This is a genomic window from Acetatifactor sp. (assembly GCF_982438285.1).
Map to the genome: position 1 here is coordinate 1 of NZ_CEWDFQ010000022.1, position 16934 is coordinate 16934.

15 protein-coding genes are annotated in these 16934 nt (G+C 49.2%); 2 read left to right on the plus strand and 13 right to left on the minus strand.

Going from position 1 to position 16934, the window contains the following annotated elements; translation table 11 throughout:
* Positions 1 to 1381: DUF6056 family protein (locus AC1WIP_RS02130; protein WP_481140262.1), on the minus strand; the 1381-nt coding region annotated here is incomplete at its 3' end.
* Between the two features lie 129 nt (positions 1382 to 1510).
* Between AC1WIP_RS02130 and pseC the strand changes: the two genes are divergently transcribed.
* Entirely contained in the window at positions 1511 to 2704 is a 1194-nt protein-coding gene (pseC, locus tag AC1WIP_RS02135; RefSeq protein WP_481140263.1) for a UDP-4-amino-4,6-dideoxy-N-acetyl-beta-L-altrosamine transaminase, read from the plus strand.
* A gap of 5 nt (positions 2705 to 2709) precedes the next feature.
* Here the strand turns inward: pseC and AC1WIP_RS02140 are convergent, their stop codons facing one another.
* Genes AC1WIP_RS02140 through AC1WIP_RS02185 form a run of 10 tightly spaced genes read right to left on the minus strand, consistent with a single transcriptional unit; the run spans position 2710 to position 12477 of the window.
* On the minus strand, positions 2710 to 4296 hold the full coding sequence (locus AC1WIP_RS02140; RefSeq protein ID WP_481140264.1) for a hypothetical protein: 1587 nt from the start codon (positions 4294 to 4296) through the stop codon (positions 2710 to 2712).
* 19 nt (positions 4297 to 4315) lie between these two features.
* Positions 4316 to 5293 carry a glycosyltransferase family 2 protein gene (locus AC1WIP_RS02145; protein ID WP_481140265.1) on the minus strand — a complete coding sequence of 326 codons (978 nt, stop codon included), beginning with the start codon at positions 5291 to 5293 and terminating at the stop codon, positions 4316 to 4318.
* A complete protein-coding gene (locus AC1WIP_RS02150) occupies positions 5290 to 5838 on the minus strand; it encodes a GNAT family N-acetyltransferase (protein ID WP_481140266.1) in 549 nt (182 codons plus the stop codon). Before AC1WIP_RS02150 ends, AC1WIP_RS02145 begins: the two co-directional genes overlap by 4 nt.
* A 36-nt stretch (positions 5839 to 5874) precedes the next feature.
* Positions 5875 to 6981, minus strand: coding sequence for a DegT/DnrJ/EryC1/StrS family aminotransferase (locus AC1WIP_RS02155; protein WP_481140267.1), 1107 nt, complete (start codon positions 6979 to 6981; stop codon positions 5875 to 5877).
* A 17-nt stretch (positions 6982 to 6998) separates the two neighbouring features.
* The gene (locus AC1WIP_RS02160; RefSeq protein WP_481140268.1) at positions 6999 to 7724 is read right to left on the minus strand and encodes a glycosyltransferase; all 726 of its coding nucleotides are present in this window, start codon (positions 7722 to 7724) and stop codon (positions 6999 to 7001) included.
* Complete coding sequence (locus AC1WIP_RS02165; RefSeq protein WP_481140269.1) at positions 7721 to 8413, minus strand: glycosyltransferase family protein; 693 nt, start codon at positions 8411 to 8413, stop codon at positions 7721 to 7723. The genes AC1WIP_RS02160 and AC1WIP_RS02165 overlap by 4 nt, the downstream gene beginning before the upstream one ends.
* The gene (locus AC1WIP_RS02170; protein ID WP_481140270.1) at positions 8410 to 8664 is read right to left on the minus strand and encodes a glycosyltransferase; all 255 of its coding nucleotides are present in this window, start codon (positions 8662 to 8664) and stop codon (positions 8410 to 8412) included. Before AC1WIP_RS02170 ends, AC1WIP_RS02165 begins: the two co-directional genes overlap by 4 nt.
* A gap of 35 nt (positions 8665 to 8699) precedes the next feature.
* A complete protein-coding gene (locus tag AC1WIP_RS02175) occupies positions 8700 to 9827 on the minus strand; it encodes an FAD-dependent oxidoreductase (protein ID WP_481140271.1) in 1128 nt (375 codons plus the stop codon).
* A complete protein-coding gene (locus AC1WIP_RS02180; RefSeq protein ID WP_481140272.1) occupies positions 9824 to 11527 on the minus strand; it encodes a DUF6020 family protein in 1704 nt (567 codons plus the stop codon). Before AC1WIP_RS02180 ends, AC1WIP_RS02175 begins: the two co-directional genes overlap by 4 nt.
* 14 nt (positions 11528 to 11541) lie before the next feature.
* Positions 11542 to 12477, minus strand: a complete 936-nt coding sequence (locus AC1WIP_RS02185) for a glycosyltransferase family 2 protein (RefSeq protein WP_481140273.1) — start codon at positions 12475 to 12477, stop codon at positions 11542 to 11544.
* Positions 12478 to 12649: 172 nt separating this feature from the next.
* Between AC1WIP_RS02185 and AC1WIP_RS02190 the strand changes: the two genes are divergently transcribed.
* A complete protein-coding gene (locus tag AC1WIP_RS02190) occupies positions 12650 to 14293 on the plus strand; it encodes a hypothetical protein (RefSeq protein WP_481140274.1) in 1644 nt (547 codons plus the stop codon).
* A 65-nt stretch (positions 14294 to 14358) separates the two neighbouring features.
* On the opposite strand, the gene pseB is transcribed toward AC1WIP_RS02190, so the two are convergent.
* Positions 14359 to 15354, minus strand: coding sequence for a UDP-N-acetylglucosamine 4,6-dehydratase (inverting) (gene pseB, locus AC1WIP_RS02195; RefSeq protein ID WP_481140275.1), 996 nt, complete (start codon positions 15352 to 15354; stop codon positions 14359 to 14361).
* 200 nt (positions 15355 to 15554) lie between these two features.
* Positions 15555 to 16934 (minus strand): hypothetical protein (locus AC1WIP_RS02200; RefSeq protein ID WP_481140276.1); only part of this gene is annotated, 1380 nt, incomplete at its 5' end.

A 16934-nucleotide genomic window follows, 5' to 3' on the forward strand; every position in this document is an offset into this window, starting at 1 on the left:
ACAGCATATCCGGCCGATTTTCATAAGGACTTAAAACCACCTCCTGCAAGGAATCGTCCAGCAAAAGCTGCATCCTCTCCTGATACTCCTGCTCATATGCCCTTGCCTGGCCGTTTGCCAAAAGGGTGATTGCCTTTACTGTAGTGCAATCCTCCAGTTTTCCTCCCGCCGCCTGCACCACAAACAAAAATGCGGCTCCAAAAAGGGGGGCAAAGCAAAGCCCAGGCAGCTTTTCTCTCACTGCGCTTATGGCAGCGGTCACAGGCTCACCAGCGGCTCCCTCCACCCTTCGAATCACATACCCCAGCAAATAGAAATATCCCAGAAAGGAAAAGAGAATAAAGCCATAGTATACAATGGCAACCGCCCTGGCCGGACCTGTGGAATTCATGGTATAGAAGGTAGGACAGGACATAGAGCAGAAAACTCCATAGAGAAATCCCAGTACAAGAACAGGCTTTCCAAACCGGATATCTCTTCTTTTTCTACAGAGCCTAAGGAAGGCGGGCGTCAGCACAAAAGCGGTCAGCAGCCACCATTTTCCCATCCATGCCTCCAGATACCGAAAGCCCTGAAGCAGCGACTTCAATATAGCTTTCCAGGCGGGGATACTCCACATGCCGCTTTGCCTGATCTGATTCCCCGGAGCAGAAGCGCTCACAAGCAGCCCTATAAGCATCACAAACGCCGCTGTTCCCATTCCCCAAGCCCGGCGGTCTTTTCTTATAATCAGAAAAATCAACGCAGCCGTCAGCAAAATCAGACAGGGAAGCAGCGAGACGTAATTGCCTCCCCCTAAAAATGCTGCCAATACTGCCAGCAGCGGAATATGATATTTTCTGGGCTTTTGCAGATAACGGACAGCCACGCCCAAAAACAGCAGCGTCACTGAAAAATATCCGGTGTAGTACATGGAGCCGTTATACCAGAAGAAGGTTTCCCCCTGTGAGGGCACCGTCTGCACACATAAAAGACTAAGCAGGGAGGATATGAGAACCCATAGATTCCTGCTTCCCTCAAGCAGCCCGCAGATCAGAGACTTCATCAGATAAAAGACACTTCCCGTAAACAAAAGCAGCAAAGCCACTGTCACAAAACGATACAAATCTTCAGAAAAGGCATTGGGCGGAATCCGCATGAAAAACAAGGCGGTATAGGTTCCCTGCCACTGTCCGAAATCCTGTGCCACGCCTGTAAGGGCCGCCTTTATCACTTCCGTCACGCTGCCGGTTTCCTCCCATGCCAGATGAGCTTCCACACCGTAATAGTAGTCATCCCCCGTTGCGTGATTGTAGCGGCCAAGATACGCCACCGGAATCAGACTGGCCGCCAGCAGCAAAAAAGCCACAATGGCTCCAAGACGTTCTCTTCTTCCCCACATAGATATCCTCCCGTCAATTTTTTATCGCCTTTACTATAGCATATTTCAGCCTTTCGGGAAAGACTATACAGAAAGCTGCCTCAGTGCTATACTTGTAGCAAAAGACTGTATAGAAACGAGGAAATTATCATGGAAAAGCTGGCAATCAACGGAGGAGCCCCCGTACGGGAATTTCCCTTAAGCTATGGAAGACAATATATTGATGAGGCGGATATTCAGGCGGTAGCGGAAACGCTCCGCAGCGATTATCTCACCTGCGGGCCCCGGACAGAGACGTTAGAAAGGGAGCTTTGTGCAGTTACCGGAGCAAAATACTGCGTTGCAGTCTCAAACGGCACCGCCGCACTGCATATCGCCGCACTGGCGGCGGGGATTGGACCGGGGGATGAGGTGATCACAACGCCCATCACCTTTGCAGCTTCCGCAAACTGCATTCTTTACTGCGGTGCGAGACCTGTGTTTGCCGACATCAACCCCAGAACCTATAACATAGACCCGCAGGCCATCGAAAGGTGCATTACCCCCAGGACAAAAGCCGTGATCGCCGTGGACTTCACCGGCCAGGCGGCCCAGCTTGACCCGATCCGGGATATCTGCCGCAGACACGGGCTGATCCTCATTGAAGACGCCGCCCATTCTATCGGTACCAAATACAAGGGACAGCCGGTGGGCAGTATTGCAGACATGACCACCTTCAGTTTTCATCCTGTAAAGACGGTTACTGCCGGAGAAGGGGGTGCCGTCACTACAAACGATGAAGCTCTTTACAAAAAGCTTGTGCTGGCCCATGCCCACGGCATCACCAGAGACCGCTCCCAAATGGCGCATCCCACAGACGATCCCTGGTACAATGAACAGGTGGGATTTGGCTATAACTACCGCATCACAGAGTTTCAGGCTGCGCTTTTGTCCAGCCAGCTAAAGAAGCTGGGTGAGTTTTCCCGGCGCAGAAAGGAAATTGTAGGGGTTTATAACCAGGCCTTTTCCCAGATTCCCCAGATTCAGGTACAGGAGGAAATTCCGGAATCTGACACCACCAGGCATCTCTACATTCTCCGGCTGCGCAGTGAGCTCCTTCGCTGCACCAGAAGGGAATTTTTTGACGCGCTGCACCAGGAAGGCATCTACTCCCAGGTGCATTACCTTCCCGTATACTGGCACTCCTACTACGAAAAGCTGGGATATGAAAAAGGCCTTTGTCCCCACGCAGAAAAGTATTATTCGGAGGTTATGAGCCTTCCTCTCTACTATTCTCTCACGGACAAAGACCTTCAGGATGTAATTTGTGCGGTGAAAAAGATCATCCAATTCTATCAAAAATAAGCGCCCTACTGCATTCGGTCATAAAAGGCCACATTCTGGTCGCTGTACAAAAGCGCATAGCCCGCCTCTTCGCAGAGCCCTGCCACCTCGCCCCCCGGAATGGCGGCAATGTAACGGCTCTCAAGAGCCTGGAAGTTTTCCGTCACATACTCAGGATAGCAGCAGCTGATTCCCATGCCCTCCGGAAGCGCATACAAAATCTGCCAGGAGTTTACCACAGCGCCCTCGGGTGTATTGTCGTAAAAAAGCCAGATCACCACGTTCTCAAAGCTTGGAGTCTCCTCCCGCTCAAGCTGCACCTGTTTTGCCAGTTCCTGCCTCCAGGTTTCTATCTGTACCTGTCTTTCTTCCGTCACAAAGGGAATCTGATAGTCGTAAGGCTCCACTGCCATATAAGTATAAAAAAATGCAAAGGCGGCTCCCAAGAGGGCTGCCTTTTTGTAAAACCGGGTGCGCATGAGGCTGACCACAAAAATCCCCACGCCGATAAAGGTCAGCAGATGCTTGCTTCCCTCCGTCAGTTTATACATCAAAAGCAAGGCAAACTGCATTCCCACAAAGCACAGAGCCAGATGAGCTTCTATGATAAAAATAGGCTCTTTTTCCTTCTTTTCCCTTCTCTGTTTCAGGAAATCCGCCCCCGTCTGCCAAAGAAGAACCGCCATCATGAGAAGATACCCGCCAAAGGCCGTTCCCGCCGCCATTCCGCTTCGAAAGCCCTGTATGGTATATCTCAAAAAATCTGTTCCCATCCAACGCAGCTTGCTGAAAAAGTAACGCAGTCCCCCGAAAAATCCCCACTCAAAAAATGCAGTGATCCAGTCCGTAAAAAATAACGGCGTAAAGTATTCCGCCCCAAGATAATGCTTAATCAAGGCATAGCTCCCCCCCACTGCTCCCAGCACAAAAAGGGAGCCAAAAAGCCCCTTCAGGCCAGACCTTCTCACCCACAGATACACAGGAAGCAGCATAAACAGCAGCATATAAGGCCGCATCAGGGTAAGCACTCCCGACAGCACAAACAATAGCGCCAGCTTATAGACTCTTTCCCTGTTTAAGTAATTCAGGGCCAGCCCGTAGAATACGATCAACAGGCTCATACAAATGATTTCCGGCATACCCGAGAGCATATACCGCACAAAATGGGTATACAGACAGAACAACAGGGTAAGCACCCCCAGCTGCTTCCAGGAGGGCTTTACCAGACAGACAAATAAAACCATTGCCGCTGTCATCAAAACCACATTACAGAGAATGGGGGACAAGAGATTCCAGCCAAAAAGCAGCCCCCATAAAATCCAGGGAAACACCAGCACCGGGCTCCACGCCGCAAAGGAAAGCCTTAAGGCATGGCTTTCGTTAAAGCCGAAATACCCCTGGGGATATCCGAAATGCACAATGCCTTCCACCTGCTTGAAGTAAAAAAGCTCGTCGTTCCACTCAGAATTGGGAAGATATACGTCCCAGATGGCTTTTCCCTGTGCGGCACAGGTGACAGCGCAGCACAAAAGGGGTAAAAGCCCCATAAGCACTGCCTTTACAAGCAGCTTGTATCGATTTTCCTTCTTCCACCAGCCTACAAATCTTTCCATACAAATGCCGTGTTCCTTTCTATTCCTCTATGCCTATTTTCTCCCGGATAACATACTGGGGAGAGTTGTTCAGGCTGATGTAAATGCGCCCAATGTATTCCCCGATCAATCCCAGCATCACCATGATCATGCCTCCAAAGAACACAATGGCAGACATTAAGGAGCTGAAGCCTATGGGTACGGCCGGGTTGATCAGCCGCTTCAGGATGGTATATATGCCGTACAAAAATCCGACGCCCGCAAAGGTGCCTCCCACAGCGGTGGCCATGCGAAGGGGCTTTACGGAAAATGCGGTAAAGCCGTTAAACCACAGTCCCAGCAGCTTCTTTAAATTATAGCCGGAGACTCCCTCCTCCCGCTCTCTGTGATGCACCATCACATTTGTAATGTTTTGGGTAGCCCGGAGCACAAGACCGATCACATAGGGATAGGAATTTTCATACCGGATCATATCCTCCACCACAAACCGCTTGACCCCAAAATAACTGGAGAGATACAAGTCCGCAGGCTTTCCCAGCATAATTCTGGTCATCCGCTCGTTTACCCTGCTTCCCAGGTTGCGAAAGGCAGTGTGCTGCTTGTGATCATATTTGGCATAGACAGCGTCGTAGCCCTCCTCCAGCTTCTCCAAAAGCTTGTCTGCCTCGTCCGCCGGAGTCTGTCCGTCATCGTCAAGGCAGATCACATAGTCCCCGTCCGAAAACCGAAGGCCGGCCATCAGCGCCGCATGCTGCCCGAAGTTGCGGGCAAAGCTCAGCCCTTTTACATTCTCCCTGTCTTTACAGAGCTGTCGTATCACCTCCAGGGTATTGTCCGGAGAACAGTCGTTGACCAGAAAAATGTCATAGGCATACTGGGGAAGCGTCTCCATCCTCCGGTCGATCTCCGCCACCACATGAGGCAGCGTATGGGCAGAGCGATAGCAGGGAATTACAAAGCTTACTTTTTTCATTTCATCCGTCCTTTTATTGCTTTCTTCTCTCATTTTTTCGTTCATTCTTCCTCAGCGGGATTTAATGCCGCCATCCATACGATGTCCCGGTATTTCCCATCTATGCGCACATCATCCCTAAGACTGCCTTCCCGGACAAATCCAGCCTTTTCATAGCTGCGGAGAGCCTGGAGATTATCAGCCAGCGCCCGCAAATAAATCCGGTGCAGCCCCAGCTCCTCAAAGCAGCAGGCAAGCATCAGCTTTGCTGCAGCCGTGCCTACTCCCCGGCCCCTGGCATCTGCCTCTCCGATAAAAATCCCGTACTCCGCCTTGTTATGCTTTCTGTCAATGTCCCGGATATACACGGAGCCCAGGGGCTTCCCCTCTTTTGTGTCGCAGATGACAAACTGCAGCGCCTTTCCAGTGTCAATCATGGTGTGAATCCAGTTTTCATGCCCTTTTCTGGTAAAGGGCTCCTGATAGATAAAATTCTTCCGCACTTGGTCGCTGTTTCGCCAGGCTATGATCAAATCCGTATCCTGGGGCGTCATCAGCCGCAAAAAGATTCCCGCTTTGTCGTCTCTGTATTCTTTCTCTAAGTTCTGCATGCTTCTCCCTATTTCCGCGCTGTAATCTGCGCCTTTCTACCCCTGATAGCTGTTGCACAGCTCTATCACCCGGCAGATCTCCTCCTCCCGCATTTCCGGGAACAGGGGCAGCGTCACACAATGCTCTGCCAGATATTCCGCGTTGGGACAATCTCCCCTTTGATACCCCAGATATCCATAAGCCTTCTGCAGATGACAGGGCACCGGATAATGAAGGCTGCACTCCACACCCGCCTGTGCCATATATGCTACAAAATCATCTCTGCGAGGCACCGTCACCACAAACAGGTGAAACACAGGCTCCGTATTGGAAGGATGACTCTGCATGGTAAACAGGGGATTGGTTATCTCCTGCAGATAGCGCCTGCCGATCTCCTGCCTTTTTTTCGTCCAGCCGGGCAGATATTTCAGACTGACGGAAAGCACCGCCCCCTGGATTCCCTCCAGCCGATAATTATATCCCACTTCGTCATGATAGTAACGCACGTCACAGCCCTGATTCTTTAAGCGGGTGGTGTGCCTGTAGTACGCTTCCTTATCGCAGGTGATGCTTCCCCCTTCTCCAAAGGCATACAGATTCTTGCCCGGGTAAAAGCTGAAGCACCCCATTTCTCCCAGTGTACCCACATTTCTCCCTTCAAATCTGGCTCCATGGGCCTGGGCGCAGTCCTCCACCACAAACAGTCCGTGCCGGTCCGCAATCTCCTTTACGGCTCCATAGTCAAAGGGCTGCCCGTACAGATGCACCCCTATGATGCCTTTTGTTTTGGAAGTGATTTTTTTCTCTATCTCCCCTGGGTCAATCTCCCAGGTATCCGCCCTGCAGTCCGCAAACACAGGCTCCGCACCTGTGTAGGTCACTCCCCAGGCTGTGGCAATATATGTGTTTGCCGGCACGATCACCTGATCTCCTTTTCCCACCCCAAGGGCCAGCATGGCGCAGTGCAGCGCCGAGGTGCCGTTGTTTACGCCGCAGGCATACCTTGTGCCCACATAGGCCGCAAACGCTTCGTCAAAGGCATCCGCATATTTTCCCCCGGAAAAGGCAGTCTGGGCGCACACCCTTTCAATGGCCTCCAGGTATTCCTCCCTGTGAGCCTCATAATCCCTGGTCAGATCAATTCTTTTGATGGGTTCGCTCATCACGTCACATCCCTTCCTCAAATATTCTTTCGAATGTTAAATTCCCAGAACAACCTGGCAATCTGCTTCAAGTAGTTAAATATGGTGCGAAACAGCTTCACCGTCGTATTATAATCCTCTTCCCATTTCACGGGATAATCCAGAATCCTTACGCCCCGTTTCTCCGCCCGCAGCAAAAACTCGATCATGTAAAACCAGCCATTGTCCCGACTGCAGCCCTTGATCAGGGAAACCGCCGTCTTTTTTCGCACGAAGGTAAAGCCGCAGATGGCGTCGGTACTCTTCATCCCCAGAAATACCTTAAGCAGGATTAATAGTCCCTGGGAAGTGATCTTCCGATACCACTTTCTTCCTCTTGTATCTGACGCCTTTGCAAATCGGCTGCCGTTGATATATGCAATCTCCGGCCTTTCCTTAAAAATCTCTATGGCCTCTCCAAGATGCTTGATATTGGTGGAAAGATCGATATCCATATATCCCACAATGTCTCCTCGGCTTAGCTTCACTCCTCTTCGGAAGGCCGCCCCCACTCCCCTGACCGGGATTCTATCATACTTTACCCGGCTGTAGCGTCTGCACAGCTTATCCGCAATCTGCGGAGTCTCATCCTCGGAGCCATTGTCTACAATCAGAATTTCATAATCGGAAAACCCGATCCTGTCCAGATATTCCACTGTGCGGGTGATTCCCTTCTCAAGCCGCAGCCTCTCATTCAATACCGGAAAAATAATGGTAAGCATCATTTTGTCAGTTTTTCCACTCCTTCTATCACATAGCGCTGACGCTTAAAGCTCATATTTAAAATCACCGAAAGATACTTAAAGATCAAAGTCAGCAGCACGGAAAGCATAAAAAATCCAAAACACATGAAGAACATAATAGACAGCCAGCCCTCCACCGGACGCACCGAGCTGAAAACGGACCAGGCCAGATACCCGAACATGATAAGCAAAGCTCCAAACAAAAGAATCGTCACCGCAAGGGACAGCTTTTCCAGGACATCCGTAAAAATCACCAGCGTATCCGCCGCAAGTGTGCTTCTCGCCCCCCGTTCCTCCCTGTTTGCTGCCTTCCTTGCCATATACTTATTATCATACACAATGGTATCCGTTTTTAAACCGCAGTTCATATACAGGGCTTTTCGGTAGGGCACATAAATATTCATCTGGTTTACCCGGTTTACCGCCCTTCTGGAAATAATCCGGAATCTTTCTCTTCTTATTTTCCCCTTATAATGACTTCCCCAGTTGTATATGGCATAAAACAGCCTGGAGGTTATGGGCACTCCGTATCTGGGCGCGGCGGCCACCACGTCAAAGCCCTCCAAGGCTCTGCGGTAAATCTCCATAATCAGCCCCGGTTCAAAATCCAGCTGGCAGCTGTCAAACTCAAAAATAAAGTCCCCTACCGCCAGATCACGGCCTGCATTCATGGCGTTTTCCACTCCTTGAAAAGGCTGAGATTCACCAGACTCACCACCAGGCTCTGCTTGCTCTCCTGCAGAAATTCTCTTACCTTTTCCACCGTGGCATCCATGCAGCCGTCATTTACACAAATGATCTCGAATTTTTCAAAGTTTTCCTCCATGACGCCACAGATTTCATTCAAAAACCCCTTCACTCGGTTTTCCACATTTTGCAGATAAATCACACAAGACACAAAGTTCTTTTCCCTGTTTTGCATCAGCTTTTCCTTTCATCCGGCCCAGGGCCTGTATTTTATTCCAAAAACGGGTCCAGATCATACACCGTATTGATCTTGCCCGACAAAACGCTTACAAAGTCCGGATTTCTGGAGGCGTACCGGATCACCGTCGGCCTGGAATCGTCAATCTCCGACGCCTTTAAGATGGGCTTCATGGAAAACAGAGACTTTTCATAGGTGAACGCATACTCGTCCCTGATGTATTTGCGGGCCAGGGCGGACATATATTCCCATGCGCTGTCCGGCCTGTTTGGGCAGTCATTACAGTTGCCCAGAAAGAAGCCCTCGCAGCCGCCTCCTTTTTTGCAGGAAAAATCCGGCGTTTCCCCATAGCTTGTCATGTGTGGGGTAAAGGTAACAGAGGTCAAAGAGTGAAGTCCTGTCTTGCCAAAGGGCATAATGGAGAAAAAAGGCCCATCCATCACCGTCAGCCCCAGATTTTGCAAGACTTCCGCAGCTTTACAAAGTATAATCTCACAAAGCTCATATTTGAGCCCAAAGGGCTCTGCATCCACCCCCTCCACCTTTTGGAGCACCTGATTTACAGAGGCATAGGAGGCATTCAGTACAAAGGGAGCGCTGTAGCATTCCTTTTTCCCATCCCGCAGGGCATAAATGGTAAAACGGTCCGCTTCTTTGACAATTCTCTGTATCTGCGTATTATAATAAATCCGCACACCCGGATATTGGGAAAGCTCCTCCAGGAAAAAATCCCGCAGAATATGGGCGTCATAGGTATACTCCTTCGTGAGAAAAGCGCCGTCACAGGTTCCCTCTCGAAAGAAACGTTCCACTGGAAGAGGCATACAGGGAATATCTGCATCCTTGCAGAATTTGCCAAATTCCCTGGCATCCGTCCAGGAAAAATGGGCCGAGGTGGCATAAACCTGTTCAAAATCAAAACGGATGCTGAAAGCATACTCTTCCACAAATCTCTTAAAATAGCCCGCTGATTTCAAGGCAGTGGACAGAGATCTGGGATAATGGTAACCCATATGCACCCTTGCCTGATTGATATAGGTAGCCCGTCTAAAGGGCCCACTGTCAATTTCCAGCACCTCCACACTCTGCCCTCTTTTGGCGCAGTATAAGGCCGCGTACAGCCCATAGAGTCCTGCGCCGATAATTAATTTGTCCGTCATGTTCCCGTTCCCTCATCCATGTTCTTTTTCCCGCACAGAAGCGCCGCAAAGGGCAGCGCCGCCATCACAGGGTATAGATAGCGAAGCTGTACCGCAGGCCCTAAAAAAAGCGTGATATAATACCCGGCAAACAATGCCAGGGGAATACACATTCCAAAACGCCTGTGAACCAGAAGGTATGCCCAAAGAAAAAGCAGCAGCCACAGCCAGGTGCCCGGTACAAACAAATATTTAATCAGAGGCAGCTGCAGATACCCGTTATCATCTGCCCAGCTTTCCAGCCTCTCATGAAGCCACTCCCATTTGGAGTCCTTGTAAATGCCCCTTCCTTCAAGTTCCTCCTCCACCCATCTGGTCTGTACATAGCCAAGGCCCTTCTCCCCAAAGCCCTGGTTGATGTCTGCGTGGCTTTCGTCAAAGGGAGAGAGATAGCCTGCGTTCAGGGCAAGCGCAGCATTGACAAAATCTCCGGGATACTGCACAAGCAGCCGAAGATAGGTCTCTGCAAATTCCAGGGTACGGTAGCGCACCACATAGGTGTTGGTATGGCTTTTCACAGGGTCCGAGATGGATGGGTTGTATGACAGATAACCCTGATCCAAAAGAAAGTCGTTGATTAACGCCTTATCCCCTTCTCCCATGGTATTGTCGTCCTCTGAAAGAGCTCCAACTCCCCCGTGATAAAGCATACACCGGGCAAGCTGCTGAATGGGCATGCTCAGCATCTCCCGCTTGTCCCCCTGCTGTGCTTTTACAGCCCCAAAAAGGGCGCTGAGGAGCAGATTCCCCAGAATAAAAGCAATTCCCAGACACAAAAGCAGCCGCCCCCAGAGCTTTCTTCTTTCCTTTCCAAACAAAAAAACAAGCGCTAAAACCGCCAGCAGTACCAGCATAGCATATTTCCCGTTATTTCGAAATAAAATCATGCCGATTGTGCCAAAAAAAAGCAAAAAATCTAATTTTCCGGGCAAAAGAACGTTTTCTCCCCGGCGCAGAATCAGGCACAGCGCCAAAACCTGCAGCACAAAAAAAGCGGAAAATACCGTATCCTTTGTGATGCTGACGCTCATATACATATGGAAGGGGAAAAAGACCCCGTACAAAAGGAGCAATATCCTAAGCCAAAGACGCACCCCGCACCGGGTAAGGGCAGCCATCCCAAAAGCAAAGGCAAAGGCCAAAAATAAAAGCTGTAAAAGGGAAAGCGCTGCGATGCCCGCATTTACCTCTCCAAACACTGCCTCCCCCAGGCGCATGGCTCCTTCAATCAAAAGCGTGTGGGCGATAGGATGGTGGTCGTTGTAGCTTCCCGAAACGATCTGCCCTGTCTGAATGGGCATATCGTAGGCGCAGATACCCGGATAATATGCCAGATACCCCGGCAGCCAGAAAAGCACCATAAGCACAAAGGATACCCCAAACACCTTTCCCGGGCTGCTGTGCCAGGCCTCTCCCCACTCCTCTCTGGCTTTTCCGGGACGAAACGCACTTTTGTACACCAAAAAGCAGATGCCCCCGCCAAAGACCGTGCCCCCCACAAGGCTTACCGCAGCAAGGCCCAAAAAGTAAGAGCCCGTCCAAAGAATGTTTCCTTGCTCTGCCAGCCTGTGAATGGCGCCGCATAAAAAGAAAAACCAAAAGCCGATGTTTATAAAAATAAGATAAGCAGCCGGCCTGGAAAGCATTTTTTTCCTGTCCATGAAAGTCCCTCCGCTCACTCAGGTGTTTTCCTGTTCTCGTGAATCCTGTTGAGCCTGTACTCGAAATCCTTTTTATCCTTTGCAGCCATAACCTCCAGTATCATTCCCGAAAAAAAGGACTGGATTCCGGCCAGCACCATAAAGCCGCATACAATCAGCGTGGGAAATCTGGGCACCAGTCCTGTGTCCAGGTATACGCCGATAATAGGCAGCATAAAAATCAGGGCAATCAGTATAAGAATCAGACCCAGCCCGCCAAAAAAACGGAGAGGCTTATAATTTTTATACAGCTGGAGCATCTTGCGAAGAACCTTAAGCCCATCGCTGTAGGTATTGAGCTTGGACACGCTGCCCTCAGGCCGGTCTCTGTACTCCACCACCACATTGTCCACCTGCATATTGTAATTCACCGCATGTATGGTCATCTCCGTCTCGATCTCAAAGCCCTTGGAAAAAACGGGGAAGGTTTTTACAAATTCATAGCTCAGCGCCCGGTAGCCCGTCATAATATCCTTGATATCTGAGCCAAACAGACCGTTGATCCCCATGCGCATGAGACTGTTTCCAAAATTGTGGAAGGGTCTTTTGTTCTCCGTGAAATAAGTGGAGGAGAGCCTGTCCCCCACCACCATGTCCGCGTTGCGGCAAAGCACCTTGTCCACCATCTCCCTGGCACAATCCAGAGGATAAGTATCATCTCCGTCAATCATCAGATAGCACTGGGCGTCAATCTCCCGAAACATCCTGCGAAGCACATTGCCCTTCCCCTGCTTGTATTCCCGGCGCACGATGGCGCCGGCCTGGGCGGCCAGTTCAGCCGTATCGTCTGTGGAGTTGTTGTCATACACATAAATCCGGGCCTCCGGCAGTGCTTCCTTTACATCCCCTATCACCTTAGATACCGTCTGCTCCTCGTTATAACAAGGGATCAATACCGCTACTTTATCCATGTGGAGTAAATCCTTTCTTTTCCATCCGTCTGTGAATTCTATTCTATCACGATTACTTCCATAGAGCCACTATTTTTATTTTCTCAGTTTTATTTTTCCAGTTGTATGATACAATAATTTCAGCAAGATAACGCCGTCATAAAATTAATCGCTTGGGGAGGCCTTTCTTTCTATGAAACGTCTGAAACTTTTTTGTGAAAAGCTGTCTTTGTTTTCCTGCCGCTTTGTGCGGCTGCTTGCCCTTGGTTTAACAGGACTTTTGTTTTTGGGTGCTTTTTTCTTCACCTGTTACAGTGAAAACATGGAAACCCAGCAGGTGCTGACCAAATGGGATAATCCTCTGTCCAGTCTGCTTGGTCTGGCTGTTTTGTCTGCCGCTGTTCTTGGCGTCTTAGGCGCCATCCGTCTTTTGCAGCGGTTATTCCCCGCTCTCAGGGCAGGCCGTCTTTTGCTTTTCCTGGTGATGGCCTGGTGCCTTTTTGTGGGAGCTGCGCTTATTTTGTTTGGAAGAACTGTTCCCGCGGCGGACTCTATGTCCGTCTACTCTGCGGCGGAGGCTCTTGCCGGAGGAGATACCTCCGTCATCCACCCCACCGATTCCTATCTCTCTTATTATCCCCAGCAGATCGGACTTGTTGCATTTTACGAATTATTGATCCGTTTTTGGAAGCTGCTCCCTTTTTCCCTTCCCGCCTATCACTTTATCAAATGTGTCAATGTACTGTTTTCCTGTGTGATTTTACTGTTTCAGTACAAAACCGTGCATCTGCTGTGGCAGAACGAAAGGACAGACTGTATTTATCTAACGCTGGCAGGAGGCTTTCTGCCCTTTTTGATGTACCCCTCCTTCGTCTATGGAGAGATCCCTTCCTTTGCAGCCGCCTCCATAGGCTTTTACTGTCTTGGCAGACTTTTTTTGGCGCTAAATACCGACACAGCTGCCAAAAACAAAGCGCCGGGCATCCAAAAGCCCCTGCTGTATCTATTCTCCGCCACAGTCTTTTTGAAGCTGGCGGTGATGCTTCGCAAAAATTCTTTGATCTTTATCATTGCCGCAGTGCTGGCCGCTTTTTTCCAATGGCTCAGGGAAAGAAAGCATTTGCTGCTTGTCTTTGCCCTTGTGTGCACTATCTGCAGCCTCAGTATCCTTCCTCTGGTACAGAAGGTCTATGAGGTCCGCGCCCACAGCACCTTAAAAAGCGGCGTACCGGCCATCTCCTATCTGGCTATGGGAATGCAGGAATCCTCCCGGGGGAATGGCTGGTACAACGGCTTTAATTTTAACACCTATCAGAGCACCGGCATGGATACCGAAGAAACAGCTGCCCTAAGCCGCGCTGCCATCGGCGAAAGGCTTCAATATTTTCAAGAGAATCCCAAAGCCTTCGCGGCATTTTATGCAGGCAAGCTGCTCTCCCAGTGGGCGGACGGTACCTATGCCTGCAGGCAGGCCACTCTGGCAACCTTCGGCGGCAGAAGCAGCTTCTTTGACTCTCTGTATGCAGGAGACGCCAGCTCCTATGTGATTGACTACTGCAATGCCTTCCAAAACCTTTTCTACCTGGGCGCTTTCCTGTTTTTTGTGTGGGATATCCGGAAAAACCGCAGAAAGGAGAACTCCCCTCTGGGACTCTTCCTTTATCTGGGGATCATTGCCGTGATAGGAGGCTTTTTATTTCACATAGCCTGGGAGGCCAATTCCCGGTATATTTTCCTTTATGCCATGCTGCTTTTACCCTATGCAGCAAGAGGCCTGTACCTTTTCGGCCGGTATATTTCCGGGCGCGTTCTCCGGTCCGAAAAAGGAAACGCCTGACAAAAGGCGGCAGCCCCTCCCCAGGAAGGTCTGCCGCCTTATTTTACGCTGTTTTTCCAATTTTTCTATTTTTCCAAGTCCACAGTCTCAAGCAGCTTTTGAATCTCCTCTACACTCAGCCACTGGGTGTTGCTGCCGGAGCTGTAGGAAAAGCCTTCCGGAACCTTTTTGCCGGTGGGCTTTGCTTTTCTGTGCTCACTCCACACCATCTGTGGATACACAATGAAATGCTTGTCGTATTCATAGGTGTTGGGCGCATCCTCCACCGTCACCATGATCTCATGAAGTTTTTCCCCTTCCCGGATGCCTACCTCCGGCATATTGCAGCCCGGCAGCATGGCCTGGGCAAGGTCTGTCACCTTAAAGGAAGGAATTTTGGAAATAAAGGTCTCCCCTCCCTTTGCCTCCTCCAGAGCCTTGATTACCAGCTCAACGCCCTGGCGCAGACTGATCCAGAAACGAGTCATGCGGTAATCCGTGATGGGCAGCTCCTTTCCTCCGTTTTTGATAATATTATGGAAGAAGGGAATCACAGAGCCCCGGCTTCCGGCTACATTGCCATAACGCACAATGGAAAAGCAGATATCCTTGCTTCCCGCGTAGGCGTTTGCCGCCACAAACAGCTTGTCGGACACCAGCTTGGTACCGCCGTAGAGATTCACCGGATTTACCGCCTTATCCGTAGAAAGCGCTACCACCTTTTTGATCCCACAGTCCAGCGCCGCATCTATCACATTCTGGGCGCCTCCTATATTGGTCTTGATAGCCTCGGCGGGATTGTACTCACAGGCAGGCACCTGCTTTAGGGCCGCCGCATGAATCACGTAATCCACTCCCTCGAAGGCACGCATCATTCTGTCCTTATCCCTCACATCACCGATAAAAAACCTCAGCTTGTCCGCATACTCCTTAAATTCATTCTGCATCATAAACTGCTTGAATTCGTCTCTGGAATAAATAATGATCTTTCTGGGGTAATAATGTTCCAGCACATATCTGGTAAAGGCCTTGCCAAAGCTTCCCGTTCCACCTGTGATCAGTATGGATTTATTGTTTAACATAGCTTCCTCTCTTTCTGCACGCAATCTGTCCCATGGACATTTTACGCCCGTCTCCTCCGCCGTCCCGGCAAGGGATTTTGATATATCATAACATAGGATGAGCCAAAAGGCAATTTCCAATACAGCTCAGCCATAAGAGGATAAACACTGGGCATGGGTGCTTTCACACAATGCACAGAGATTATCCTCTTTATTCAAAACTATGAATTTGACAGATTTACTATAATGTAATCCTCACATTCCATAATATATCCCGATTCCGGATATTCTGGCATATTTTTTTCCTGTTTCAACTGATTTGCCTCTTCAATGACCGTCAGATCAGTCTCACAATGAAAATTATCATGCCCATGCATCTTCATGAATTCTATCAGCTGCTGGCTGGTACCGTCAAATGCCGTAACTCCCCACTGTAGTATAGATATTATCGGGCTTTCCGCAAAAATATACCCACGTCCATTCCCCGCATGGTATTTTTCTTTCAAATGAGGGTCAAGCCAGTCCGTCAATGAGCTAATCCATCTGTATTCGGAAGAGGAAAAGCTCACATAAGCATCCTTGGAAATTTCATAAGGGACCTCATAACCGCCTGTGAAAACAACGGGCTTCGTTATGTCATAATTCTTCTTCAAATCATATGCAACTTGGTTCATCACTTCTTTTGCATCCTGATATTTCAATTCATCCAGATAAAACCAGCGATTCATATTCGCGCACTGATTAAACAATAAAATACCCAAGAACAAATAGCAGCATGGAAGAATCCATTTAGACATCTTATGTTCGTGCAATTCCATTAACAATAATAATATCCCAAATGCCCCTATCACTGGAACATACTGCGCAGAACGATATCGAGTCGCCAGCCCTTCTATGATACTCATAAAAACCGGAAGCATTATCAACACAGCACAACACAGCGGCAGCATAATATCTCTCTTTCTGAAGCCCTGGTATATGGAATAAATCGAAATAAAGGTCATAGAGACAACCAATACCGTGATCGGCAAATATACAATGGCATTAACATAATACTTTACAAAAAATCGCTTGATTACCATTGCAAGTTCACCCTCTGTAGTAAAAATATTGCCAAACAGACTGCGATACAACACATTATAATTATTCAATCTATCTAATTGATATGCCTGATTTAGAATTGTAAGAATCATCATACGCAGCGCAACGCTGATTACCACAATGAACAGCCCGTTTCCTATCCAAAGAAGCACTTTGGTTTGATACTTGGACATTTCATTCTTCTTTCCGTACAAAACACGAATCAGAAAGAAACACATGACAGCGCCCAAAACATACACCATTATAAAAGATTCATAGAATCCCAGCGCTACAGTCAGCAAAGCCGCCGACAGAAACCTTTGTTTTATTCTATAACTTCTTGACTCTTCCGTTTTCAAGCCATTTACTAAGCATATCAAGGCAAGTGCTGTTACACCATATCCCGTGCAAATTCCATTATGTAAATAAAACACATACACTTCACTGATTAGTGGGCAAGACAGGAAAAGAGCCGCCACGAACGCATAACTCCACAATGGCAATACCACCTTGGGCTCACA